Annotated in this window: 15 protein-coding genes; 9 read left to right on the top strand and 6 right to left on the bottom strand. The window is 70.6% G+C overall.

Translation table 11 applies throughout. The annotated features are described in order from the left end of the window. Positions 1-34: 34 nt before the first annotated feature. Positions 35-781, bottom strand: coding sequence for a TetR/AcrR family transcriptional regulator (locus ACFZBU_RS11970; protein ID WP_391583378.1), 747 nt, complete (start codon positions 779-781; stop codon positions 35-37). Positions 782-1,056: 275 nt separating this feature from the next. Here ACFZBU_RS11970 and ACFZBU_RS11965 point away from each other — a divergent pair, with 275 nt between their 5' ends. From ACFZBU_RS11965 to ACFZBU_RS11935, 7 genes are read left to right on the top strand one after another with little or no spacing between them, the layout of a single operon-like run. Further along, positions 1,057-2,685 (top strand): peptide ABC transporter substrate-binding protein, encoded by a 1,629-nt coding sequence (locus ACFZBU_RS11965; RefSeq protein WP_391583377.1) that lies wholly within the window; start codon positions 1,057-1,059, stop codon positions 2,683-2,685. Between the two features lie 31 nt (positions 2,686-2,716). Beyond that, the gene (locus tag ACFZBU_RS11960) at positions 2,717-3,685 is read left to right on the top strand and encodes an ABC transporter permease (protein WP_391583376.1); all 969 of its coding nucleotides are present in this window, start codon (positions 2,717-2,719) and stop codon (positions 3,683-3,685) included. After that, positions 3,682-4,614 (top strand): ABC transporter permease, encoded by a 933-nt coding sequence (locus ACFZBU_RS11955; RefSeq protein ID WP_391583375.1) that lies wholly within the window; start codon positions 3,682-3,684, stop codon positions 4,612-4,614. The genes ACFZBU_RS11960 and ACFZBU_RS11955 overlap by 4 nt, the downstream gene beginning before the upstream one ends. After that, entirely contained in the window at positions 4,614-5,612 is a 999-nt protein-coding gene (locus ACFZBU_RS11950; RefSeq protein ID WP_391583374.1) for an ABC transporter ATP-binding protein, read from the top strand. Before ACFZBU_RS11955 ends, ACFZBU_RS11950 begins: the two co-directional genes overlap by 1 nt. Continuing rightward, a complete protein-coding gene (locus tag ACFZBU_RS11945; RefSeq protein WP_391583373.1) occupies positions 5,609-6,685 on the top strand; it encodes an ABC transporter ATP-binding protein in 1,077 nt (358 codons plus the stop codon). Before ACFZBU_RS11950 ends, ACFZBU_RS11945 begins: the two co-directional genes overlap by 4 nt. Beyond that, positions 6,682-8,559: a S9 family peptidase gene (locus ACFZBU_RS11940; RefSeq protein WP_391583372.1), complete on the top strand. Its 1,878-nt coding sequence runs from the start codon at positions 6,682-6,684 to the stop codon at positions 8,557-8,559. The genes ACFZBU_RS11945 and ACFZBU_RS11940 overlap by 4 nt, the downstream gene beginning before the upstream one ends. Next, the gene (locus ACFZBU_RS11935) at positions 8,556-9,800 is read left to right on the top strand and encodes a glycerate kinase (protein WP_391583371.1); all 1,245 of its coding nucleotides are present in this window, start codon (positions 8,556-8,558) and stop codon (positions 9,798-9,800) included. Before ACFZBU_RS11940 ends, ACFZBU_RS11935 begins: the two co-directional genes overlap by 4 nt. 94 nt (positions 9,801-9,894) lie before the next feature. Here the strand turns inward: ACFZBU_RS11935 and ACFZBU_RS11930 are convergent, their stop codons facing one another. Together ACFZBU_RS11930 and ACFZBU_RS11925 are read right to left on the bottom strand one after the other, a co-directional pair. Then, positions 9,895-10,896: an NAD(P)/FAD-dependent oxidoreductase gene (locus ACFZBU_RS11930; protein WP_391583370.1), complete on the bottom strand. Its 1,002-nt coding sequence runs from the start codon at positions 10,894-10,896 to the stop codon at positions 9,895-9,897. A 136-nt stretch (positions 10,897-11,032) separates the two neighbouring features. Further along, positions 11,033-11,938, bottom strand: a complete 906-nt coding sequence (locus ACFZBU_RS11925) for an AraC family transcriptional regulator (RefSeq protein WP_391583369.1) — start codon at positions 11,936-11,938, stop codon at positions 11,033-11,035. Positions 11,939-12,099: 161 nt separating this feature from the next. Between ACFZBU_RS11925 and ACFZBU_RS11920 the strand changes: the two genes are divergently transcribed. Continuing rightward, positions 12,100-13,449 carry an MFS transporter gene (locus ACFZBU_RS11920; RefSeq protein WP_391583368.1) on the top strand — a complete coding sequence of 450 codons (1,350 nt, stop codon included), beginning with the start codon at positions 12,100-12,102 and terminating at the stop codon, positions 13,447-13,449. A 38-nt stretch (positions 13,450-13,487) separates the two neighbouring features. Here the strand turns inward: ACFZBU_RS11920 and ACFZBU_RS11915 are convergent, their stop codons facing one another. Continuing rightward, positions 13,488-15,962: a SpoIIE family protein phosphatase gene (locus tag ACFZBU_RS11915; protein ID WP_391583367.1), complete on the bottom strand. Its 2,475-nt coding sequence runs from the start codon at positions 15,960-15,962 to the stop codon at positions 13,488-13,490. 46 nt (positions 15,963-16,008) lie between these two features. Further along, a complete protein-coding gene (locus ACFZBU_RS11910) occupies positions 16,009-20,568 on the bottom strand; it encodes a HAMP domain-containing protein (RefSeq protein WP_391583366.1) in 4,560 nt (1,519 codons plus the stop codon). 621 nt (positions 20,569-21,189) lie between these two features. On the opposite strand from ACFZBU_RS11910, the gene ACFZBU_RS11905 reads away from it, so the two are divergent. Beyond that, the gene (locus tag ACFZBU_RS11905; protein WP_391583365.1) at positions 21,190-22,713 is read left to right on the top strand and encodes a glycosyl hydrolase family 18 protein; all 1,524 of its coding nucleotides are present in this window, start codon (positions 21,190-21,192) and stop codon (positions 22,711-22,713) included. Positions 22,714-22,860: 147 nt separating this feature from the next. Here ACFZBU_RS11905 and htpG read toward each other — a convergent pair whose 3' ends face one another. Continuing rightward, positions 22,861-24,798: a molecular chaperone HtpG gene (htpG, locus tag ACFZBU_RS11900; protein ID WP_391583364.1), complete on the bottom strand. Its 1,938-nt coding sequence runs from the start codon at positions 24,796-24,798 to the stop codon at positions 22,861-22,863. Positions 24,799-24,829: the final 31 nt, after the last annotated feature.

Genomic DNA, 24,829 nt, shown 5'->3' with positions numbered 1-24,829 from the left:
GCCGGCCTACCAGGCGCATGCCGGCCGGGTCGGCTCACGCTCCCTCGGGCGCGGACTTCCCCTTCCGAGCCTGCTCGGCACGGGCCTCGATCGCATCGAGGAACAGGTCCACCGCGGTGTCGAAGACCTGCGGGTCGCCGATGTCCTTGAGCTGCCCGCTCATCGCGGCGATGCGCGGGTACTGTTCGGCCGGCAGCCTGCGGTATTCCAACTGCCAGGCCAGTGTGTCGCCGTCGCGGGTCTCCGGGTCCAGGACGAGCATGCCCGCCTCCATACTGGCCAGCGAGCGAACCACGTTCCCGAACACCCGCAGGTACATGGCCGCGTCCTCCTCGTCGAGGCCGGCGCGCAGCAGCGCGTCCAAGGCGAACTCGACGTTGGCGAACTCGGTGGGCCTGCGCGTGGTGCGCGCGGCCATCTGTACGGCGAACTGCGGGTAGCGCAGCAGGTGTTCGTGGATGTAGCGGGCCAGGGTTCGCAGGTCCTCGCGCCAGGAATCGGTCGCCTCCAGCCGGCCGCCGTAGGAGCGGGCCCGCAGGTCGTCGATCAACTCCAGGACCAGTTGGTCCTTGTCGCGGAAGTGCCGGTAGAGCGAGGTGGGGTGGGCGTTCACCTCCTTGGCGAGGGACTGGAACGTGAAGGCGTCCAGTCCGTCGCGGGCGGCGACCCGCTCGGCCGCGTCCAGGATGACCCGGCGGCTGAGGGTGTCACGGGGGAGCCGGCGACGTGCCGAACCCTGCGGTCGGGGGCCGGGCGTGTCCTCGGTCTTCGGGGCGCTCATGCGGGTCCTTCCCTGGGAGTCGGCGCCGATGGGCGCAGCTGGGTCGAGCCTGCCGAAAGCCTCGCCACATTTCAAGTCAATCTCATCGGCTAACTCCTAGCCTACTTGTATTGCTAAGCGGTTCACGTCTCCCTACTCTGATCATCGACTCCCGGGGACATCCCGTACAGGGAAGGTCGAAAACCATGATTCAGTCACGAAACGACCACAGGCCGTCCCGAGCCGGACGGCGCCGAACCCCGATCGGAAGTGCCCTTGCGGCACTGGCGGTTCTCGTGGCCACCGGATGCACGTCGGGCACGCCGGCACTGGCGCCGGGCAACTCCACTGGCAACGTCCCGGTCAAGCAGGGCGGGAGCCTGGTCATCGGCGCCGAGCAGGAGCCGGACTGCGCCGACTGGCTCTCCACCTGCGCCGGCTCCATCTGGGGCACCTACCTCATGCAGACCCAGACGATCCCGCAGGTCTTCACCGTCGTGCGCCAAGACGACGACTGGGTTCCCGTCACGTCCGACCTGATGGCCTCCACGCCCACCACCGAGGTCGTGGACGGACGGCAGACGATCACCTACCGGCTCAACCCCGCCGCGGTCTGGTCCGACGGACAAGCGATCACCTCGGCGGACCTGAGATACACCGCGCTGCAGATCCGCGACGGCAAGGACATCTTCACCCGGACCGGCTACGACCTGATCGACTCGATCACCACCCCGGACGCGCGGACCGCGATCGTCACCCTCGAGTCCCCCTACGCCAACTGGCGACAACTGTTCGGCGCCGAGTACGGAGTGCTGCCGGCGCACCTGCTCGAAGGCAAGGACCGCAATGCGCTGATGAAGAACGGCTACACCTTCAGCGGCGGCCCTTGGAAGATCGCCTCCTGGATCCGGGGCACCTCCGTCACCCTGGTCCCCAACGACCGCTACTGGGGCGCCAAACCGCACCTGAACAAGGTGACGTTCCAGTTCACCACCGACACCGCCGCCGAGTTCCAGGCGTTCGCCGGCGGTCAGCTCGACGCGCTGTACCCGACGCCGCAGCTCGACGTGCTCGCCCAGATCAACTCGCTCGGCGGCAGCGCGAACATGCAGGTGGAGACCCGGACCGGGAACCTTCAGGCGTTGTGGATGAACAACGCGGCGTTCCCGTTCGACTCCAAGGCGGTCCGCGAGGCGGTCGCCTACTCGGTCGACCGCGGCGCCATCGTACGCAAGCTCTTCGGCTCGCTGGGCGTGACCGCGCCCGCGCAGAGCTTCCTGTCACCCCTGGTGTCCGCGTTCGCGACCGAGGACTTCGCGACCTACCGGCGCGACCCGGCCAAGGTCGAGCAGATCATGACCGCCGCCGGGTGGGCCAGGAACGGTGACGGGATCTGGGCCAAGGACGGCCGCGCCGCGCAGTTCACCATCGTCTCCCTCGCCGGCAACCAGAGCCGCGAACTCACCGAGCAGATCCTGCAGTCGCAACTACGCCAGGCCGGATTCAAGATGACGATCAAGAACACCAGCGCCGCGAACCTGTTCGGCAAGGTCGCCCCGACCGGGGACTTCCAACTGGGCCTGTGGACGCTGACCGACTCCTTCCCCGACCCCACCCTGGACGCCAGCTTCGGCTCGGCGGCGATCCCCAGTGAGGCCAACGGCAATTCGGGCATCAACTTCATCCGCGCGAACGTGCCCGGCCTGGACTCGCTGCTCGGCAGGGTCAGCACCGACGTCGACCAGACGTCCCGGCTGGAGGCCTCGCACCGGACCGAGAAGCTGCTCGCCGACGCCGTGCCCTCGCTCCCCCTGGGCGCGGTCCCCAACATCCTGCTGACCGGCAAGAGAGTCGGCGGCCCGATCGGCATCAACCCCGTCCGGGGCCCGTTCTGGAATCTCGCCGAATGGGGGCTGGCGAAATGACCGGCGCCCGACTCCTTGCCGAGGACACCCCATGTTGAGATACACCGTGCGCCGCCTGGCCTACTCGCTGCCCGTGCTGGTGATCGCCTCCTTCATCCTGTTCTGGGCGGTCCGGGCCACCTTCGACCCGCTCGCCAAGCTGCGCCAGTCGACCGACCCCGGCGCTGTGCGCCGGCAGACGGAGCTGCTCGGCCTGGATCGATCCGTGCCCGAGCAGTACCTGCTGTGGATGAAGGCATTCGTCACCGGGGACTGGGGCACCAGCACCAGAACCAGCGGGTCCGTGCTGCCGATGATCGGGTCCGCACTCGAAGTCACCCTGCAACTGATGTTCTGGGGAGTGCTGTTCGCCGCCGTGATCGCCCTGGGCATCGGGATCTACTCCGCGGCCCGCCAGTACTCGGTCGGGGACTACGTGCTCACCGGGCTCTCCTACATGGGTATCGCGATGCCCGCGTTCTGGCTCGGCCTGGTGCTGATCCAGGTCCTGGCGGTGTGGCCCAGGCAGCAGTTCGGCCTGAGCGAACCCCCGCTGTACTTCATCGGTCTGCACTCGGTGGGCCGAAGCGGGATCAACCTCGACTACTTCCGCCACCTGGCGCTTCCCGTCGTCACCCTGACCATCGGCCTGGTCGCCGGCTGGTCCCGGTTCAGCCGGACCTCGATGCTCGAAGCCCTCGGCAGCGACTACGTGCGCACCGCCCGGGCCAAGGGCGTGCCGCGCCGCCGCATCCTGTTCCGGCACGCCCTGCGCAACGCGCTCGCCCCGTTCGTCACCGTGGTGGCCCTCGATGCCGCCGCGCTGGTCGGCGGGCTGGTCGTGACCGAACAGATCTACGCGATCCCCGGCATGGGCCGGCTCTTCCTCAGCTCGATCCTGGCCGGCGACGTGTTCGTGCTGATCCCGTGGATGCTCGTGGTGGCCGTCGCCGTGATCGCCTTCAACCTGCTGGCCGACGTGGCGTACGCGCTCCTGGACCCGAGGGTGGCCCTGCGATGACCGACTCCGCCGCACTGCGGATCGCCGAATCCGCGCCGCCGACCACCCCGACGCCCGCAGCGACCGAACCCTCGGCGACCAAGGACAAGCCCCGGCACCGGATCGTGCTGGAACGCCTCCTGCGCCACCGCCCGGCCGTGGTGGGCCTGCTGATCCTGACCGCCCTGGCGATCTCCTGCTTCGGCGCCGACTGGATCGCGCCCTACCCGCACAACCGGCAGGATCTCCTGCTGGGTGCCCAACAGCCCTCCTCGGCCCACTGGTTGGGCACCGACTCGCTCGGCCGCGACTACCTCAGCGAAGTCCTGTTCGCCGGGCAGGTCTCGCTGGCGATCGGCATCTGCGTCGCGCTGCTGTCCACCATCGTCGGCACCGCCGTCGGCGCCATCGCCGGATTCGCCGGGGGCTGGGCCGACGAACTGATCATGCGGGTGACCGACCTCTTCCTGATCGTGCCCGCCATCGCCGTCCTGGCCCTGGCCCTGCAGGCGGTGGGCCCCTCACCGGTGACCATCGTCCTGGTGCTCTCCGCGCTGGGCTGGACCATGATCGCCCGGGTCGTGCGCTCGCAGGTACTCACCCTGCGCAACAAGGAGTTCATCCAGGCCGCCCGGGTCATCGGCGCCTCGAATCCGCGGATCGTCGTGCGCCACCTGCTGCCCAACCTGACCGGCGTGATCGCCGTCAACGTGTCCCTGGCGGTCGCCACCGCCATCATCCTCGAATCCACCACCAGCTTCCTCGGGTTCGGCATCCAACCGCCCCAATCCAGTTGGGGCAACATGCTCAGCCAGGCCGCCGGACTGATCGGCACCTCGCAGGCCTACCTGCTGTACGTACCGGGCCTGGCGATCCTGATCACCGTGCTCGCGGTGAACTTCGTCGGCGACGGCCTGCGCGACGCCTTCGACCCCCAGGGAAGGCAGTGATGACCCCCGACACGTCCCCGGTGTTGTCCGTACGCGACCTCACCGTCACCTACCGGACCGACTCCGGCCCGGTGACCGCGGTCGAACGCCTGTCCTTCGACGTCGCCCCCGGCGAGACCCTGGGCATCGTCGGCGAGTCCGGCTCGGGCAAGAGCGCCGCCACCATGGCGATCATGGGCCTGCTCCCGCGCAACGCGACCGCCCGGGGATCGGTGCTCTTTCGCGGACAGGAACTGCTCGACCTCTCCGACCGCGAACTGCGCCCGATCCGCGGCAACCGGATCGCGGTGGTCTTCCAGGACGCACTCGCCGCGCTCAACCCGATGATGACCATCGGCACGCAGGTCGCCGAGGCCGTCGCCGTGCACGACGCGAGCCGAAGCCGCCAGGCCCTGCGCGAGCGCACCGTCGACCTCCTGGACCTGGTCGGCATCGCCTCCCCACGCGAGCGCGCCGACCAGTACCCGCACGAACTCTCCGGCGGCATGCGCCAGCGCGTCATGATCGCCATGGCCATCGCCAACGACCCCGACCTGCTCATCGCCGACGAACCGACCACCGCCCTGGACGTGACCGTGCAGGCACAGGTCCTCGACGTGATCGAGCGCGTCCAGGACCGCACCCACACCTCGGTGCTCCTGATCACCCACGACCTGGGGGTGGTCGCCGGCATCGCCGACCGCGTCATGGTCATGTACTGCGGACGCAAGCTGGAGGAAAGCCCGGTCGACGCGCTGTTCCACCACCCCGCCCACCCGTACACGACCGGCCTGCTGGGATCGCTGCCGCGCATCGACCGCCGCGCCGCACGACTGGTACAGATCCCCGGCCGGCCCCCGCTGCCGAGCGAACGCCCCACCGGATGCCCGTTCCAGCCCCGCTGCCCGCACGCGGTCCCGGCGGTCTGCGGCGACGTCGACGCGCCACCGCAGGCCGTCGATCCGACCCACACGACGGCGTGCGTGCGCCACCACGAGATCGGGAGCGTGACACGATGACCACGACCGCGGTGGACGTCAGCGGGTTGGTCGCCGAATACCGGACCGGCCGCGGACGCGGCCGTAACGCCGGCGTCGTGCAGGCCGTCTCCGGGGTGGACTTCAGCATCGCCTGCGGCCGCACCCTGGGCCTGGTCGGCGAGACCGGCTGCGGCAAGAGCACCCTCGGCCGCTGCCTCGTGCGCCTGGTCACCCCCGCCGGCGGACGGGTCCTGCTCGACGGGACCGACATCGCCACCGCGAACCGACGGGCCCTGTCGGACATCCGCCGCCGGGTACAACTCGTCTTCCAGGACCCCTACTCCTCGCTCAACCCGCAGATGAGCGTGCGGGCCATCCTCGCCGAGCCGCTGCGCATCCACGGCCTGCACCCCAAGCGCGAACGGGAGCGGGTCCACGAACTGCTGGACCTGGTCGGCCTCGACCCCGCGCACGCCCACCGCTTCCCGCACCAGTTCTCCGGCGGGCAGCGCCAGCGCATCGGGATCGCCCGGGCGCTGGCCGTGGAACCCGACGTGCTGGTCCTGGACGAACCGGTGAGCGCCCTGGACGTCAGCGTCCAGGCCGGGGTGGTCAACCTGCTGGACGACCTCCAGGAACAGCTCGGACTGACCTACCTGTTCATCGCCCACGACCTGTCCGTGGTCCGCCAGATCAGCGACGAGGTCGCCGTGATGTACCTCGGCCGGATCGTCGAACACGCGCCGGTGGACTCGCTGTTCGATTCCGCGCGGCACCCCTACACGCAGGCCCTGTTGTCGGCCGTGCCGATCCCCGACCCGCGTATCCAGCGCACCCGCAAGCGAATCGTGCTGGAGGGCGACATCCCCAGCCCGCTGGCCCCGCCCTCCGGCTGCCGCTTCCGCACGCGCTGCTGGAAGGCACAGAACGTGTGCGCGGAAGTGACACCGCCACTCGTCGAGACGAGCGAGGGACACCTGACCGCCTGCCATTTCCCCGAGATCCGGCCGCAACCGGCCGCCGAGACCCCCGCCGCAGCGCAGCCGACCGCCGACATCCCCGCACGACCGCAACCCGACGCCGACACCACCCCCGAAAGGCCCGCACCATGACCGTGTCCTGGCACCGCTTCTTCAGCACCGACCGGATCCTGTCCGTGCGCCGCGGGCGCGGAGAGCGCGACCTGTGTCTGGTGGTCGAGGACACCGAGCAGGGCCAGGCCCTCGTCCGCCGAGACGTACCGCGAGGGACCGACCTGCCGCTCCCGAGCGACGTCGGCGACCCCGGGGAGGCGATCCTGAGCGCGGACGGGGCATGGGTGCTGAGCCTGCACGACGACAACGGCTCGGAAGTCGGACACGTGTGGGCCACCTCCGTGGACGGGACCGACCGCCGCGACCTGACCCCCGACCTCGCGCCCTACACGCTCCGGGGCATCGACACCGCCCGACACGGCGACGGCATCGTGATCACCGCCGCCGCCCCCGACGGCTTCAGCCTCTGGCACGTGCACCGCTCGGGAAGCTCGGCGCCCAGGCGGCTGTTCACCTCGCCCCACGAGGCATGGAACGGGCTGATCTCCGCCGACGGGCACATCGCGAGCATCGACACCACCGACCACAACCCCGGGGTGCGCCGCTTCGCCGTCACCGTCGTGGCGACCGACACGGGAGCGGTCCTCGGCCGGCTCACCGACGGCCCGGAGGCACCCGTACGGGCGGTGCGCTTCTCCCCGGTCGTCGGCGACGGCCGGCTGCTCGTGTCCACCGAGCGCACCGGATACGCCCGCCCGTGCGTGTGGGACCCCGCCGACGGCAGCCGCACCGACGTGGACGCCCCGCATCTGCGCGGCGACCTGGTCGCGTTGGACTGGTCCGACGACGGCTCGCGGATTCTGCTCGTCCACGTCGACGAGGGCCTGCACCGGGTGCTGGAGTTCGACCTGCGCAGCCGGGCCCTGACGGCGGTCGCCCATCCGACCGGGGCGTACTTCGAGCCCGACGTCGCCGCCGCCCATTTGCACCAGTGGGCCTCCCACTACGCCGCCGACGGCCGCATTCGGCTGCTCCACCAGCGCTTCGACCAGCCCCTGACCGTCCTGCACGTCGACCGCGCGACGGGCGAGGCGCCCGCGGCCGATCCGCCGGCCGACGTGGCGCCGGGCGTGCGCGCCACCTCGTACACGGTGCACTCCACCGACGGCACCCCGCTGCAACTGTGGGTGTGCCGGCCCCCGGACGCCGACGCTCCGCTGCCCCTGGTGCTGAACCTGCACGGCGGCCCGAACCTGGTGTCGGTGGACTCCTACAATCCGCAGGCACAGGCCTGGGTCGCCGCGGGGGTGGCGTACGCGTCGCTGAACTACCGAGGCTCGGTCACCTTCGGCCGCCGGTTCCGCGAGGGGTTCATCGGCTCCATCGGCGACCGGGAACTGGAGGACATCGAGTCGGCGGTGCGCCGACTGGTGGCCGACGGCATCGCCGACGCCGGCCGGGTCTTCGTCACCGGTGCCTCCTACGGCGGCTTCCTGTCCCTGCTGTCCGTGGGCCGGCTGCCGAAGCTGTTCGCGGGGGCGATGGCCTTCGTTCCGATGGCCGACTGGGTGACCGCCTACGACGACATGAACCCGGCCCTGCGCGCGGCCTGGAAGGCGTTCTTCGGCGCCGCCCCCGACCTCGACCCGGACCGCTACCGGCGTTCCTCGCCGATCACCTACGTCGAAGCGGTCCGCGCACCGGTGTGGATCGTGCAGGCGACCCACGACACCCGTACTCCCCCCAAGCAGGCGTACGCCTACGCGAAGGCCCTGCAACGCGCGGGCGGCGACGTCCGGATCGACTGGTTCAGCGGCGGCCACGAAACCAGCAGCCGCCGGCAGGAGATCGACGACCAGCAGCAGATGATGCACCTCGTGCAGGCCGCCCTGCGCGGCGAGCCCTGGTCGCGGGGACCGGTCGAACCGCCGTCCGGACAAGGCTCCGCATGACCGTGGCCCACTCCGTCCCGCCGGCACCCGACCCGGACCGCGGCGCCGCCGCCCAACCGGGGGCAGGGACGCCCGGGACGCGCCCGCCGCATGTCCTGCTCGCGCCGGACAAGTTCAAGGGCTCGCTCGGCGCGACGGAGGTGGCCCGGCACCTCGCGGCCGGGCTGCGCCGTGCCCGCCCCGGTCTGTCGGTGACCACTCTGCCCATCGCCGACGGCGGTGAGGGCACGGTGGACGCACTCGTCCAGTGCGGCTTCCGGCGCCGCATCGTCACCGTCGGCGGGCCCACCGGCCGGGCCGTCCGCGCCTCCTACGCCCAACGCGGTGACACGGCCGTGGTCGAACTCGCCCAAAGCTCGGGCCTGGACCTCCTGCCCGACCACATCCGGGCGCCGCTCACCGCGAGCAGCAGGGGCGCCGGCGAGGTCGTGCGGGCGGCGCTGGACACCGGTGCGCGCACCATCGTGCTGGGCCTGGGCGGCAGCGCCTGCACCGATGGGGGAGCGGGACTGCTCGGCGCGCTGGGGGCCAGGTTCACCGATGCCGACGGGGGAGCGACACCCGACGGCGGCGCGGCCCTGCGCGGCCTCGCCCACGCCGACCTCACCGGCCTCGATCCGCGGCTGGCAGCCACCGAGTTCGTGCTCGCCACCGATGTCGACGCACCCCTGCTGGGGCCCGGCGGGGCCGCGGTCCTGTACGGGCCGCAGAAGGGCGCCGGCCCCCGGGACGTCGCCGTACTGGAGGCCGGTCTCGGCCGATTGCTCGACGTCCTGACGTCGACCGTGGGCCCGCGCGCCGGGCGGATCGCGGCGCTGCCGGGCGCGGGGGCCGCCGGGGGCAGCGGCTTCGGCGCGCTGGTGTGCCTGGGCGCGCGGCGCCGCCCGGGCGTCGACGTCGTCCTGGACGCGGTCGGGATCGAACAGGCGCTGCGCGACGCCACCCTGGTCGTCACCGGCGAGGGCTCCATGGACGCGCAGACCCTCCAGGGCAAGGCCCCGCTGGGCGTCGCCCGCCGCGCCCGGCTCCACGGGGTCCCGGTCATCGCCGTGTGCGGACGCCTGAGCCTGACCCGCGAGCAGGTCGTCGCCGCCGGATTCCGGGCCGGCTACACCCTGGGCAGCCTCGAACCCGACCCGGAACGCTCCATCGCCCAAGCCGCCCCGCTGCTGGAGGCCATGGGGCGGTCGATCGCCCGCGAACACCTGCCCGAGCGCTGCGCCGCGAGCCATGCGCCGTGAGCCATGCGCCGCGCGAGGGGCACGAGTGGGTCCACGTCCCGGCCGGACGCCTCCGCCCGCTCCTCCGCGAGCGGACCCGGTCCCCCCGGGCCGGCTAGGCGTTCCTCGCCGCCGCCTGCGCCGCCTCGCCGGCGCGGGCGGTGACCGCGGCCGTCGCGTCGGCGCCGATCAGGTCCATGTTGATCGCCGCTGCGGTCTGCACCCCCGACGCCGCGGCGACCGGGACGGAGGCCATCAGGTCCGTGACGTTACCGGCCGCCCACACTCCCTCGACGCCGGTGAACCCGCCCGGCTCGACGACCAGTTGTACGCCCATGCCCATCGGATGTTCGTGCACCGCAAGGCCCAGCTCGGCGAGGAAGCCGGCGCGCGCCACGAACCGCGGCGCCACCACGAGGGCGTCCGCCGCGACCGACTCGCCCGAGGCCAGACGTACGCGCGCCGGCCGGCCCCGGTCGTCGACCTCCAGCGCGCGGACCTCGCCGTCGACCACGTCGATGTCGAGTGCGGCCAGTTGTTCCCACTGCTCGTCGGTCGGATCGCCGCCGGTGTGCAGGAACAACGTCACGTCGGACGTCAACTGCCGGAACATCAGCGCCTGATGGATCGCCGCCGGACCGGTGGCCAGTACGCCGACCGCCGCATCACGCACCTCCCACCCGTGGCAGTACGGGCAGTGCAACACGTCGCGTCCCCACAACTCCGCGAGCCCGGGGACGTCGGGCAGCTCGTCCACCAGCCCCGTGGTGACCAACAGGCGCCGCGCCCGGGCCCGGACGCCGTCCTCGGTCGTCACCACCAGATGTGCGCCCTCGCGGCGCACCCCCGAGACGCGGCCGGACTCGACGCGCCCACCGTAGGAGGCGACCTCCTCCCGCCCCAGCCGCAGCAGTTCCAACGGCGCGATCCCGTCCCGCGACAGGAAGCCGTGCGCCGCAGCGGCCGGAGCGTTGCGCGGCTCGCCCGCGTCGATCACCAGCACCGACCGACGCACCCGCGCCAGGGTCAACGCGGCCGACAGTCCCGCCGCACCACCCCCGACGACCACGACGTCCCACACTCGATCATTCGTCCGCACCAACGTGTTCTCGCTCATGCAGACCACCTTGCGACGCCACCGATCCCACGGCAAACCTTCATGCCGTTTCGGCAACGAGGGGACGATCGGCGACCGCGGTCGTCGTCGGGTGCCACCGAGCGCGACGACTCGGGCAGGCGGATCGGGGCGTGGGCTACCGCTCGATCCCCAGGCTCTGCCGGTCACGTTCGACGAGGGTGTGGTCGACCGCCTCCGCCCCCTTGCCGCGGATGGGCACGGCTCGGCTCGGGACGTCGGCCGCGGACGATCCTGCGGCCGACTCCTCCGTCGACGGGCCGGTCGTGGCCGGGCGCTGGGCCGCACTCCGGTACGCGCCGGGTGTCCGGCCCATGGTCTGGGCGAACGTGTCGATGAACGCGCTGGTCGTGGCCCAGCCGCAGCGGCGGGCCGTTGCGGTGACGGTGGCGCCCTCGGCCAGTTGGATCATGGCGTGGAAGACCCGGGTGTTGGTACGCCACCGGGGGTAGGTCGTGCCGAACTCGGTGCGGAAGAGCCGGGTGAGGGTCCGCTCCCCGACGCCGACGTGGCGGGCCAGCCAGGCAATGGTTCGGGGCCGGCTCAGATCGTCCTCGACCACCCGGCAGGCGTGGGCAAGGCGCGGGTCCCGCGCCGTCGGCAGGGTCAGCGGGCGGATGTGGGCACGGCGCAGCCGATCGTTCAGCACCGCCCGCAGCCGCTGCAACTCCGTTGCCGGCAGGTCCGGTTCGGTACAGGCGATGAAGAGCTCACGAAGCAGCCCGTCCACGGCCAGAACCGTGGGCGAGTCGACGGCCAGGGGGGCGTCGCCCGAGGCAAAGCCGAGGGTGTGCACGGAGCTGTGCCCGTAGACCCGGTGCTCGTGCCACATCTCCGCCGGCATCCAGACGGCACGATCCGGGCACGCCACCCAGGCGCCCTGCTCGGTCCGGATGGCGAAAACCCCGGAGCTGACGTAGATGAGCTGGTGGTAGTCGTGCCGGTGGCGGTCGATGAAGTCGCCGGCGGCGTGGGCGTGGGCCGTCGAGGGCGCGTTCGACAGGTGATGGCGGTTCTGCGACACAAGTAGGCAGATTAATGGAAGCAAGCCATCGGGGCCGCATGACAGCGTGACGTCATGAGCACAGCACCGGGGGTTTCGCGTAGCCGACGGCATCGTCCCTTCCCGTGTCCGGGATCACTCGCCCGCCACGGGACGACGTTCGGAACGGCCGCACGGTGACGGTGTCGAACGAGCCGAAGCCGCCCGCGGGCCTGCTCGGCCGGTTGCGCCGCGCGGCCGTGGACACGCGACCCCTTGCCGTCCCGGCCTATCGGCGCGTCCTGTTCGGTCAGGGCGCCTCGCTGGTGGGAACGATGGTCACCGAGGTCACCGTCCCGGTCCAGATCTATTCGATGACGCACTCGTCGTTGTACGTGGGCCTGGCCGGACTCGCCGGATTCGTGCCCATCGTGGTGTTCGGCCTGTACGGCGGTGCCATCGCCGACATGGTCGACCGTCGGCTGCTGTGCCTGTGGTCGTCGCTCGTGACCTGGGCGGTGACGATCGCGCTGCTCGCCCAGACGCTCCTGGACGCCCGGTCCGAGATCCTTCTGCTGGTCCTGGTCGCCGTCCAGGGAGCCGGCTTCGCCACGGCCTCCTCGGCGCGCGGCGCCATCATCCCGCGGATCGTGCCGTACGAGATGATTCCCGCGGCCAACACGCTGAGCTTCACGGTGAGCAACATCGGCCAGATCCTGGGGCCGCTCGTCGCGGGTGTTCTCCTCACCTTCCCGCACGGGTTCGCCTATGCCTACGGCGCCGACGCAGTGTTGTTCACCGTCTCCCTCTACTCGACGTTCCGGCTGCCCGCGATCAAACCGGCGGGGGCCGCGGCCGGAAGGGGAGTGTCCGCCGTGCTGGAGGGCCTTCGCTTCATCGGCGGCAGCCCGGTACTCCTGATGTCGTTCGGCGTGGACATCGCCGCCATGGTGCTGGCGATGCCGAACGCCCTCTTCCCCGAGGCCGCCGCCACCCGCTTCCACGGTGGAATCGGCCTGCTGTACTCGGCGGTCGCCATCGGATCCCTGCTGGCCGGGTTGTGCAGCGGGTGGATCGCGGGCGTGCGACGCCAGGGCGTCGCGCTCACCGTCGCGGTGGTCGGCTGGGCAACCGCCATCACGCTGGCCGGCTTCACCCACGCACTCTGGCTCGCCGTCCTCTTCCTCATGCTCGCCGGCGCCGCCGACCTGGTGAGCGCGGTCTACCGGCAGACGATCCTGCAGACCTGGGCTCCGGACGAGATGCGCGGCCGCATGCAGGGCGTCTTCACCGTCGTGGTGGCCGGCGGCCCGCGCCTGGGCGACCTGCGCGCGGGAGCCATGGCGGCGGCCACGACCCTCGGCATCGCCTGGTCGGGAAGCGCCATGCTCTGCATCGTCCTGGTCATCCTGGGCAGCCTCGCCGTCCGCCCGTTCTGGCGCTACGACGCCTACGAGAACCACGATCCGGGCGAGCGGCACCCGAAGAGCGATTCGGACACACCCGGCCCGGCGGTCCCGGAGCAGGAGACGCCCGCAGGGCCCGTCCGATAGAACCGCCGGGTCGCGATCGGCGGGGGCGGTGACCGTGTTCAGGTGACCTGGAGACCGATGATGCACGTGTCGTCGTCGGTGTCGGCCCGGCTGTGCGTGAGGATTCGATCGAGACGATCCTCGACGGTGGCGGCCTCGGTGCGGGCGGTGATCAGGAGTTGCTCCAGGGATTCCTGTAGGGAGCGGTCCCTGCGCTCGATGAGGCCGTCCGTGTACATCAGCAGGGTGTCGTCGGGGGCCAGGCGGACCTCGTCCTCGTCGTAGATCACGTCGGCGAAGGCGCCCAGCAGCGGGCCCTCCAACAGCGGCAGGGTCTGTGCCTGGTGGGCGCGGATCAGCACCGGGGGCAGGTGGCCGGCGCGGGCCCACCGCATGACGCGTGTGGTCGGATCGTAGAGGCCGCAGATGGCCGTGGCGGTGACGCGGTCCGTCAGGTGGTGGGCGACCATGTTCAACCAGGCGAGGAGTTGGGCGGGTCCGGCTCCGGTGATCGCCAGGCCGCGCAGTGCGTTGCGCAGCACGATCATGCTGGTGGCGGCGTCGATGCCGTGGCCGGCGACGTCGCCCACGCACAGCAGGATGTGGTCGGAGGGCAGGATCACCACGTCGTACCAGTCGCCGCCGACGGCGGCGTCGGATGCGGCGGGTCGGTAGCGCACGGCGACGTTCAGGCCCGTGACGGCCGGTGGCGTGTGCGTCGGCGGCATGATGGCGTGCTGCAATTGCCGGGCCAGGCGGTCGTGTTCGGTGGCCTGTTGCTCGGAGTGGGCGAGTCGGTCGCGGGTGACCGCGAGGGCGACCTCCGTCCAGTGCTGGGCGGAGACGTCCTGGTAGGCCCCGCGTACCGCGATCAGCCGTCCGTGGCTGTCCAGGACGGGTTCGGCGATGATGCGGATGCGTCGGGTCACGCCGTCGACGCGTTCGAGGCGGAAGGCGACCGTGGCGTTGCGGTGCTGGTCCAGCAGGGTGCGCAGGAAGCGATCGAGCGCGGGGCCGTCGTCGGGGTGCGCACGCAGGGGCAGGTCCCGCAGGGAGACGGGGGCGGCCGTGTACGGAAGTCCGTGCAGGGCGAACAGGGATTCGCTCCAGGCGATCCGTCCGGTGCGCGTGTCCTCCTCGAATCCGCCGATGCGGCCCAGCCGTTGGGCGTGCTGCAGCAGGTTCGCCAAGCGGGCGCTGGCGTGTTCGATGCGCCAGATGAGCAGGACGGCGTCGCCCTGACGAGTGGCGGCCACGTCGGCGGTCGCGTCGAGGGGCACCTGGTCGACGAGTGCGGTCAGGGTCACGCGTTCGGCGCGGTAGGGCTCTCCCGTCGCGTAGACGCGTTCGATGATGTCGTACAGGCCACCGGGATTCGCGGCCAGCGGGTAGGCCTCCAACAGAAGCGAACCCGAGACGAGGCCCGCGGGTCGGCCGGCGGGATCGACGAAGCGTCGGTTGGTGTGGTGGACGCGGAAGTCGGCAAGGCGTCCGCCTCCGTCGAGATGGGGCACCAGGACCATGGCGGAGTCGTGCAGGCAGTCGGCGATGTCGACGAGTTCGACCGGTCCGGGGTCGGCCGGGCGGGACCCTGCCGTGGCACGGGTCGGCGAACACACCTCCAGCGTGTGGGCGCTCAGTTCGGCCAGTGCTTCGATCTGGCGTCGGACCCGGGCGGGCTGTGCGGGCAGGGTGTGCGGCCAGCAGATCTCCAGGATGCCGTGGACGCGGCCACCGGTGCCGGCGGGTGCCGCGGCGCGAGCGCCGGTGAGGTGGTGTTGGCCGATGGAGGGAACACCGGCTTCGGCCAGGGCAGGAATCCAGACCCAGTCCAGATCGGTCAGCGCACGGCGGGCCACGGTGGCGACGCCGGGCGGGACGTGGCGCCATCGGGTGGCCTCGTGCTCGGTGAATCCGGCGCTGCCGGCCAGGGTCAGCGACCCGTCGGAGGCGACGGCCCAGACGGCGACGGCGGCGGCGCCCAGCGGCGCCAGGGCGTGTTCGAGCAGCGAGCGGGCGACGGCCTCGGTGTCGGTGGCGGCCCACGCCCCGCTCTCCGCCGTGCGCAGTCGCATGCCCACCGGGTCGGGGTCGGACGGAGCGGGCCGGCCGGTGTCGTCGACGAAGTCGCGGGCGGCCTCGGTGAGGCGGTCGGCGGCGGTGCGGTTGACGATGTCGGCCGCGAGTTCCATCTCGGAGACGCCGGCCCGGCGGGCGAGGGCGGTGAGTTGGCGGGCGGCCTGGGTGGGGCTGCAGCGCAGGCGCTCGACCAGGATGCCCTTGGCGAGTTCGATCAGCGCCCGGCCGTCGGCGGCGGCCTGGGCGGCCTTGACCTCGCGGTGCAGGCGCTCGACGGTCGCGGCCAGTCGTCCCACCGCGGAGAGGGACTGCCATTGCCGCCGGCCCTTCGTCGCGGCGGTGGGCGGGTGATCGTGAGCGTCCTGCGACCGTCGGCCCGCCGGGACGTCCGGACGGGGCTGCGGCGCATCGGGGCCCGGGTCGGACGGCCGGTGTCGCGGCGGGTCGGTGCTCATCGTGTGCTCGGCTTCTCGTGGGCGGGCGTGGGGGTGCCGGCGCGGCTCAGCGCGACACGAGGTGATGGTTCAGCACGGTGAGCAGGTCGTCGGTGTCCACGGGTTTGGTGACGTAGCCGCTGGCCCCCGAGGCCAGGCTCTTCTCCCGGTCGCCGGGCATGGCCTTGGCGGTGACGATCACGATGGGCAGGTCGGCGTACCGGGGCATGCCGCGGATCTCCGCGGTGGCCGCGTAGCCGTCCATTTCGGGCATCATCACGTCCATCAGGACCAGGTCCACCTCGGGGTGCGCCAGCAGGGCGGCGATGCCCTGGCGGCCGTTCTCGGCGTGCAGGACTCGGATGGAGTGCAATTCGAGGATGCCGCTGAGGGCGTAGAGGTTGCGGGGGTCGTCGTCGACCACCAGCACGGTGCGTCCCGCGAGGGTTTCGTCGATCGGGGAGGGCGCGAGGTGGGTCGGTTCCGCGACGCGGACCAGTGGGAGCACGTCGCCGGGCTGTTCCGCGGACAGGTGCAGTGCGATGCGTTCGCGGAGTTCGTCCAGCCCGGAGAGCAACTCCAGGGGTTGGACCTCGGCGCGTGACTGCAGCGCGCGCTCCTGATCCTGGGGCAGGCGCCTGCTGTTGTGTCCCAGGACCGGCACGTTCGCGGAGGCGGAGTCGGCGTCCAGCGCCTCCAGCAGGCTCAGGGCCTGGCCCCCCGGCATACCCAGGTCCAAGACGATGCAGTGACACGCTTCGGCGGCCAGGGCGGCGGCCGCCTCCTGTGCGTCGATGACGGTCAACACGTCGGCGCCGGGCCGCGTCCCGCCGTCGTGGGCGCCGGCGGCGAGGTCGGCCACCGCGCTCTGGGCGACCAGGCTGAGCAAGCCGTGCGGTTGTTCCTCGACCACGAGTACACGCCGGTGCGCCGGCGGCTCGACCGGCGGCACCGGTCGGCGGGGGGTGTCGCGGTCGGCCGGGTGCGGTGTCTCCTCCGGGGCCGATCGGGTCTCGGAGGCGGCGTGCACCACGGGCAGGTGGAGGGTGAAGACGCTGCCCTGCCCGGGGAGGCTCTCCGCGGTGATCGCGCCACCGAGCAGATGGGCGATCTCCCGGCTGATGGACAACCCCAGACCGGTGCCGCCGTATCTGCGACTGGTGGTGCCGTCGGCCTGCTGGAACGCGCCGAAAATGGTCTCCAGCTGATGCTCGGCGATGCCCGCCCCGGTGTCCTTGACGCGGAACGCCACCACGGCGCCGCCGCGGTGGACGATCGTCGGGACCTCGTGGTCGGCGGCCGGTTCGATACGCAGTTCGATACCGCCGCGATCGGTGAACTTGACGGCATTGGAGAGCAGGTTGCGCAACACCTGCCGCAACCGCGAGTCGTCGGTCAGCAGATCGGTCGGCACCCCGGGCGCGGTGGTGATCTCGAACGCGAGGCTCTTTTGTGTGGTCATCGGGCGGAACGTGGCCTCGACGTAGTCGAGCAGTCGCCGCACCGACACCCGCTCGGTGTGCACGTCCATCTTCCCCGCCTCGACCTTCGACAGGTCCAGGATGTCGTTGATCAACTGGAGCAGGTCCGACCCGGCGGAGTGGATGATGCCCGCGTACTCGACCTGCTTGGGGCTGAGGTTGCGGCTCGGGTTCTGCGCCAGTAGCTGGGCCAGGATGAGCAGACTGTTCAGCGGGGTCCGCAACTCGTGGCTCATGTTGGCCAGGAACTCGGACTTGTACTTGGAGGCGAGCGTCAACTGCCTCGCCCGATCCTCCAGTTCCTGCCGAGCCTGCTCGATCTGCAGGTTCTTGGCCTCGATGTCACGGTTCTGTGAGGCCAGCAGCGTCGCCTTCTCCTCCAATTCCTCGTTCGAGCGCTGCAGTTCCTCCTGCCGGTTCTGCAACTCCTCCGAACGCACCCGCAGCTCGCCCGTCAACCGCTGGGACTCGTCCAAGAGTTCGTCGGTACGGGCATTGGCGACGATCGTGTTGACGTTGACACCCACGGTCTCCATCAACTGTTCGAGGAAGTCCCGATGGACGGCCGTGAACGGGGTGACCGACGCCAACTCGATCACCCCCAACACCTGCTCCTCGACCACGATGGGCAGCACGATCAACGCGTTCGGCGCGGTCTGCCCCAACCCCGAGGAGACCACGTAGTCGGCCGGGAGATCGTCCACGGCGATGATGCGACGGCTGCGGGCGGCCTGGCCCACCAGGGAACGCCCCAGCGGGATGCGCTCGGCGGCGTCGCGCGGGAGCGGCAGACCGTACGAGCCGATCAGGCCCAGCGCCGTCCCCGTCTCGCCCTCCTCGGCGAGGTAGAACGCCCCGTACTGTGCGCAGACCAGCGGAGTGAGCTCGTCCATCACCAACTCGGCCACCACCGCCAGGTCGCGGTGACCCTGCATCAGCCCCGAGACCCGGGCCAGGTTCGACTTGAGCCAGTCCTGATCCTCGTTGGCCCGGGTGGTCTCCCGCAGGGACCCGACCATGGCGTTGATGTTGTCCTTGAGCTCGGCCACCTCCCCGGAGGCGTCGACGGTGATCGAACGCGTCAGGTCGCCCTCGGCCACCGCGCTGGCCACCTCGGCGATCGCGCGCACCTGCCGGGTCAGGTTCCCGGCGAGCTCGTTGACGTTCTCGGTGAGCCGCTTCCACGTGCCCGAGACGCCCTCCACCTCGGCCTGACCGCCCAACCGGCCCTCGCTGCCCACCTCGCGGGCCACTCGGGTGACCTCCGCCGCGAACGACGACAACTGGTCGACCATCGTGTTGATGGTGGTCTTGAGTTCCAGGATCTCGCCACGCGCGTCGACGTCGATCTTCTTGGACAGATCACCGTTGGCCACCGCGGTGGTCACCAGCGCGATGTTGCGCACCTGACCGGTGAGGTTGTTCGCCATCGAGTTGACGTTGTCGGTGAGGTCCTTCCACGTGCCCGCCACATTCGGCACCCGGGCCTGGCCTCCCAGGATTCCCTCGGTGCCCACCTCCCGAGCCACCCGGGTGACCTCGTCGGCGAACGCGGACAACGTGTCGACCATGGTGTTGATCACCTCGGCGAGCGCGGCGACCTCGCCCTTGGCCTCGACGGTGATCTTCCGCGACAGGTCGCCGCGCGCCACGGCCGTGGCCACCTGCGCGATCGATCGCACCTGACCGGTCAGATTGGACGCCATCACGTTGACGTTGTCGGTCAGGTCCTTCCACGTGCCCGACGCGCCGCGCACCGTCGCCTGCCCACCGAGATTTCCCTCGGTGCCCACCTCGCGGGCGACGCGGGTGACCTCGTCGGCGAAGGCGGAGAGTTGGTCGACCATCGTGTTGATGGTCTCCTTCAGTTCCAGGATCTCGCCGCGCGCGTCCACCCGGATCTTCTGCGACAGATCGCCCTGCGCCACGGCGGTGGTCACCTGGGCGATCGACCGCACCTGGGCGGTCAGGTTGTCCGCCATCACGTTGACGGACTCGGTCAGGTCCTTCCAGGTGCCCGAGACGCCCTTGACGTCCGCCTGTCCACCCAGCCGCCCGTCGGTGCCCACCTCGCGGGCCACGCGGGTGACCTCGTCGGCGAAGGCGGAGAGTTGGTCGACCATCGTGTTGATGGTCTCCTTCAGTTCCAGGATCTCGCCGCGCGCGTCCACCCGGATCTTCTGCGACAGATCGCCGCGCGCCACGGCGGTGGCCACCTGCGCGATCGACCGCACCTGGGCGGTCAGGTTCCCGGCCATGAAGTTGACCGAGTCGGTCAGGTCCCGCCAGGTGCCCGAGACGCCCTTGACGTCCGCCTGTCCACCCAATCGCCCGTCGGTGCCCACCTCGCGGGCCATCCGGGTGACCTCGTCGGCGAACGACGAGAGCTGGTCGACCATCGTGTTGATGGTGTTCTTCAGTTCCAGGATCTCGCCGCGCGCGTCCACCGTGATCTTCTGCGACAGGTCACCGCGAGCCACCGCCGTCGTCACCTGGGCGACGTTGCGCACCTGATCGGTGAGGTTCCCGGCCATGAAGTTGACCGAGTCGGTCAGATCCCGCCAGACCCCGCCCACGCCCGGCACCTGTGCCTGTCCGCCCAACCGGCCCTCGCTGCCGACCTCGCGGGCGACGCGGGTGACCTCGTCGGCGAAGGCGGAGAGTTGGTCGACCATCGTGTTGACGGTCTCCTTCAGCTCCAGGATCTCCCCACGCGCGTCCACGTCGATCTTCTGCGACAGATCTCCCCGGGCCACCGCCGTGGCGACCTGCGCGATGTCGCGCACCTGCGTGGTGAGGTTTCCCGCCATCGCGTTGACCGAATCCGTCAGGTCGGCCCACGTGCCCGAGACCCCCGGAACCTGCGCCTGCCCGCCCAACGTGCCCTCGGCCCCGACCTCGCGCGCGACCCGCGTCACCTCGGACGTGAACAGCGCCAACTGGTCGACCATGCCGTTGAACACCACGGCGATCTCGCCCAGCACACCCGTCCCGGCGTCGGGCAACCGGGTGCGGAAATCACCGTCGCGCACCGCCGTCAACCCGGCCAGAAGCTGCCGCAGTTCAGCGTCGTCGGCCGTTGCGGCGACGTGATCGGCGCGCCCCCGCGGAGCGGGCGAAGTACCGACGTCCGGCGTACCAGTCATGCACCACAACCTTTGCTCGACCGCCGGTCGTCCCGACGATCAACTCCACCCACCCCGGCGCCGGGAGGAGTTCGCGGAAAGAGAGGAACGCGAGACCCTGCCTGTCGACAGAAGCGTTTCAGCCTATCCAGCCTGTGCCCGCGGTGTGGTCGCCAGGGCGGGATTCACACCTCGATCACCCGCGGGCGAAATCCGTCGGTGGCGGCCGACGGCCGTGACCCGGGCTCGGTCGGCGTCCGCCCACGTGTGTTCCCAGGTCGTGAGGTGCCGCCCGGCGACGCGGGTGTGCTTCGGGTGCCGCCGGGGCGTCGCACGTGCGCGCGTGGAGACGGCGGAGCCACGGCCGGCCGGAAGTCGCCCGCCGCGGGCCGGGATCGACGGTCCCCGCCGGGATCGACGCGGCCGGATCGACGGTTTCGGGCCGGCCGACGAGATCGAGCGGCGGCGCCGTTCGCCGCGTCGAGCAACTCCCTTGCCCGGTAAACCTTTTCTTCGAAAGTTAATGGTCTAGTCCACTTTGGTCCAGACCATTGACTTCTGCGCGTGCCGGGCTGTCTCATACCCCATGCCGCCGTGCCACGCGAATCGGCGGTCCGTCCCCTGCTTACAGACTGGACGCACATGCGACTCTTGCGTACATTCCGCGCGGCCGTAGCCGCGACCGTCACCGCCGCAGCGGCGGTGAGCCTGACCGTGATGGGCGGTGGCCCCGCCCAGGCCGCGACCCCACTCCCGAGCCACGTCTTCGCCCCCTACTTCGAGGCGTGGACCGGCGACAGCCCCGCCGCGCTGGCCGCCCAATCCGGCGCCAAGCACCTGACCATGGCCTTCCTCCAGACGGCGACCAAGGGTTCCTGCACGGCGTACTGGAACGGCGACAGCAGCATGCCGATCGCCTCCTCGACGTTCGGTGCCGACATCAAGACCATCCAGGCCAACGGCGGGGACGTGATCCCCTCGTTCGGCGGCTACACGGCCGACACCACCGGCACCGAGATCGCCGACAGTTGTACCGATGTCAACCAGATCGCCGCCGTGTACGAGAAGGTGATCACGACCTACGACATCACGCGGCTCGACATGGACATCGAGATCGACGCGCTCGACAACACCGTGGGCATCGACCGGCGGAACAAGGCCATCAAGCAGGTCCAGGACTGGGCCGCGGCCAACGGGCGCAAGATCGAGATCTCCTACACGCTGCCCACCACGACCAGCGGTCTGGCACCCAACGGCGTGGCCCTGCTGCGCAACGCCGTCGCCAACGGCACCAAGGTCGACGTCGTCAACATCATGACGTTCGACTACTACGACAACGCCACGCACAACATGGCCAACGACACGGAGACCGCGGCGCAGGGCCTGTACAACACGCTCGCGCAGCTGTACCCGAGCAAGACCCCCGCGCAGCTGTGGGGCATGATCGGCGTCACCGAGATGATCGGCGTCGACGACTTCGGGCCGGCCGAGACGTTCACCCTCGCCAACGCCCGCCAGGTCTACAACTGGGCCGTCGCCAAGGGCATCAACACCCTTTCGTTCTGGGCCCTCCAGCGCGACAACGGCAACTGCCCGAACCAGCCGGCCGCGGACAACTGCTCCGGCATCGCCCAGAACACCTGGGACTTCAGCCACATCTTCGAGCCCTTCACGGGCGGCACCACGACGCCGACCAACGACTTCTCGGTCAAGGCGACCCCCGCCTCCGGGTCCGTCGCCGCCGGCGCCTCGACCACCTCGACGATCTCGACCGCGGTGACGACCGGAGCCGCGCAGACGGTGAACCTGACCGTCAGCGGCGCCCCGACGGGTGTCACCGCCTCGCTCAGCCCCACCTCGGTGACGGCGGGCGGCTCCTCGACACTCACCGTCAACACCACCGCGGCGGCCGTCTCGGGCACGTACAACATCACCGTGACCGGAACCGCCGCCTCCGGGAGTCACAGCGCGACCTACGCCTTGACCATCACCGGTGGAAACGGCCACCAGTGCACGGCCCCCGCGTGGGCGTCGGGCACGGTCTACACCGGCGGACAGCAGGTCTCGCACCAGGGTCACACCTGGAAGGCCAAGTGGTGGACGCTGGGCGAGACGCCCGGCACCACCGGCCAATGGGGTGTGTGGCAGGACCTCGGAGCCTGCTGAATCCGTCGTCCCTGACGTGACGCACGCCCACGTCGCACCGCGTGATGCCCGGCAGGCCACCTGCCGGGCATCACCCGGATCAGGATCCGGGCCTGCGGGGTGCGACCCGCCGGGCCGTTCGGGCCGCGGCGGGTCGCACCGAGGGCGTCACAGGCCGCGGGCCAGGTGGTCGGTGAGCAACCGGGTGAAGCGGGCCGGGTCGGGCAGGTCGCCGCCTTCGGCGAGCAGTGCGCCGCCGTACACCAGCTCGACGATCTCCGCCAGTGCGGGGTCGTCGGCGTTCGCCGCGTGCGCCGAGCGCAGCGCGGTGATCAGCGGGTGCGTCGGGTTGAGTTCCAGGATGCGCTTGACCGAGGGCATCTCCTGCCCCATCGCCCGGTACATCTTCTCCAGCGTCGGGGTCATGTCGTGGGCGTCGCCGACGATGCACGCCGCCGACGTGGTCAGCCGTGACGACAGCCGGACCTGCTTCACCTGTTCGGACAGCGTCGTCGTCAGCCACGGCAGCAGGGCGGCGAAGTCCTGCTCGCGCTTGGCCTTTTCGGCTCCGGCCTCCTCGTCGCCGTCCTCGGCCGGCTCGTCGAGGTCGACCTGACCCTTGGCGATGGACTGGAGGCGGTGGCCATCGAAGGCCGGGACCTGGTCGACCCAGACCTCGTCGACCGGGTCGGTGAGGATCAGGACCTCGTACCCCTTGGCGGCGAAGGCCTCCATGTGCGGGGAGTTCTCCACCATCGCGCGGGTCTCGCCGGTCAGGTAGTAGATCGTGTCCTGGCCGTCCTTCATGCGCTCGACGTACTCGCGCAGGGTGGTGGGCTTGTCCGCGTCGTGCGTGGAGGCCACCGACACCAGCTCCAGCAGGGCCTCGGTGTTGTCGGTGTCCTCCAGCAGGCCCTCCTTCAGCGCCCGGCCGAACTGGGCCCACAACTTCGCGTAACGCTCGCCGTCCTTGGCCTGCATGTCCTTGATCGCGCCGAGGACCTTCTTGACCAGGCGCCGACGCACGCCGCGGATCTGACGGTCCTGCTGCAGGATCTCGCGGGAGATGTTCAGCGACAGGTCGTGGGCGTCCACGACGCCCTTGACGAAGCGCAGGTAGTTGGGCATCAGCGCTTCGCAGTCGTCCATGATGAACACGCGCTTGACGTACAGCTGCACGCCGCTCTTGGACTCGCGGGAGAACAGGTCGAACGGGGCGTGCGAGGGGATGAACAGCAGGGCCTCGTACTCGAAGTTGCCCTCGGCCCGCATGTGGATGGTCTCGGCCGGGTCGAGCCCGTCGTGGCTGATCTGCTTGTAGAACTCGTGGTACTCGGCCTCGGTCACCTCGCTGCGCGGTCGGGCCCACAGCGCCTTCATCGAGTTGAGCGTGTCGACTCCGTGCGTGGTGACGCCGTCGGAGTCGGTGCGCACGGTGGCCATCCGGATCGGCCAGCGGATGAAGTCCGAGTACTGCTTCACGATCCCGCGGATCTTCCACTCCGCGAGATAGTCGGCCAGCCCGTCCTCGCTGTCGGCGGCCTTGAGGTGCAGGGTGACCGAAGTGCCCACCGGCAGGCCGTCGACGGCCTGGATCTCGTAGGTGCCCTCGCCGTCCGACTCCCACTGCGTGCCGGAGTCCGTGCCGGCCCTGCGGGTGCGCAGGGTGACCTTGTCGGCGACCATGAACGCCGAGTAGAAGCCGACGCCGAACTGCCCGATCAGGTTCTGTGCCGTGGCCGCGTCGGTGGCTTCCTTGGCTTCCTTGGCCTCCTTGAGCTTCTCCAACAGGCCGGCGGTGCCGGACTTGGCGATCGTGCCGATCAGCTCCACGAGGTCGTCCCGGGTCATGCCGATCCCGGTGTCGCGGACCGTCAGCGTGCGGGCGTCCTTGTCGACTTCCAAGGCGATGTGCAGGTCGGAGGTGTCGACATCGAGGTCGGAGTCGATCAGGGACTCCAGCCGCAGCTTGTCCAGAGCGTCCGAGGCGTTCGAGATCAGCTCGCGCAGGAAGATGTCCTTGTTCGAGTAGATCGAATGGATCACCAACTGGAGCAACTGACGGGTCTCGGCCTGGAATTCCAGCGTTTCGACGCTGCTACCCACTCTGGGGTCCCCTTTCGGAATGAAACATGAT

The sequence above is a fragment of the Embleya sp. NPDC008237 genome (assembly GCF_042956465.1).
Classification (GTDB): domain Bacteria; phylum Actinomycetota; class Actinomycetes; order Streptomycetales; family Streptomycetaceae; genus Embleya.
The sequence above is the reverse complement of the archived record's forward strand: the minus strand, read 5'-3'. Positions and strand labels throughout refer to the sequence as shown.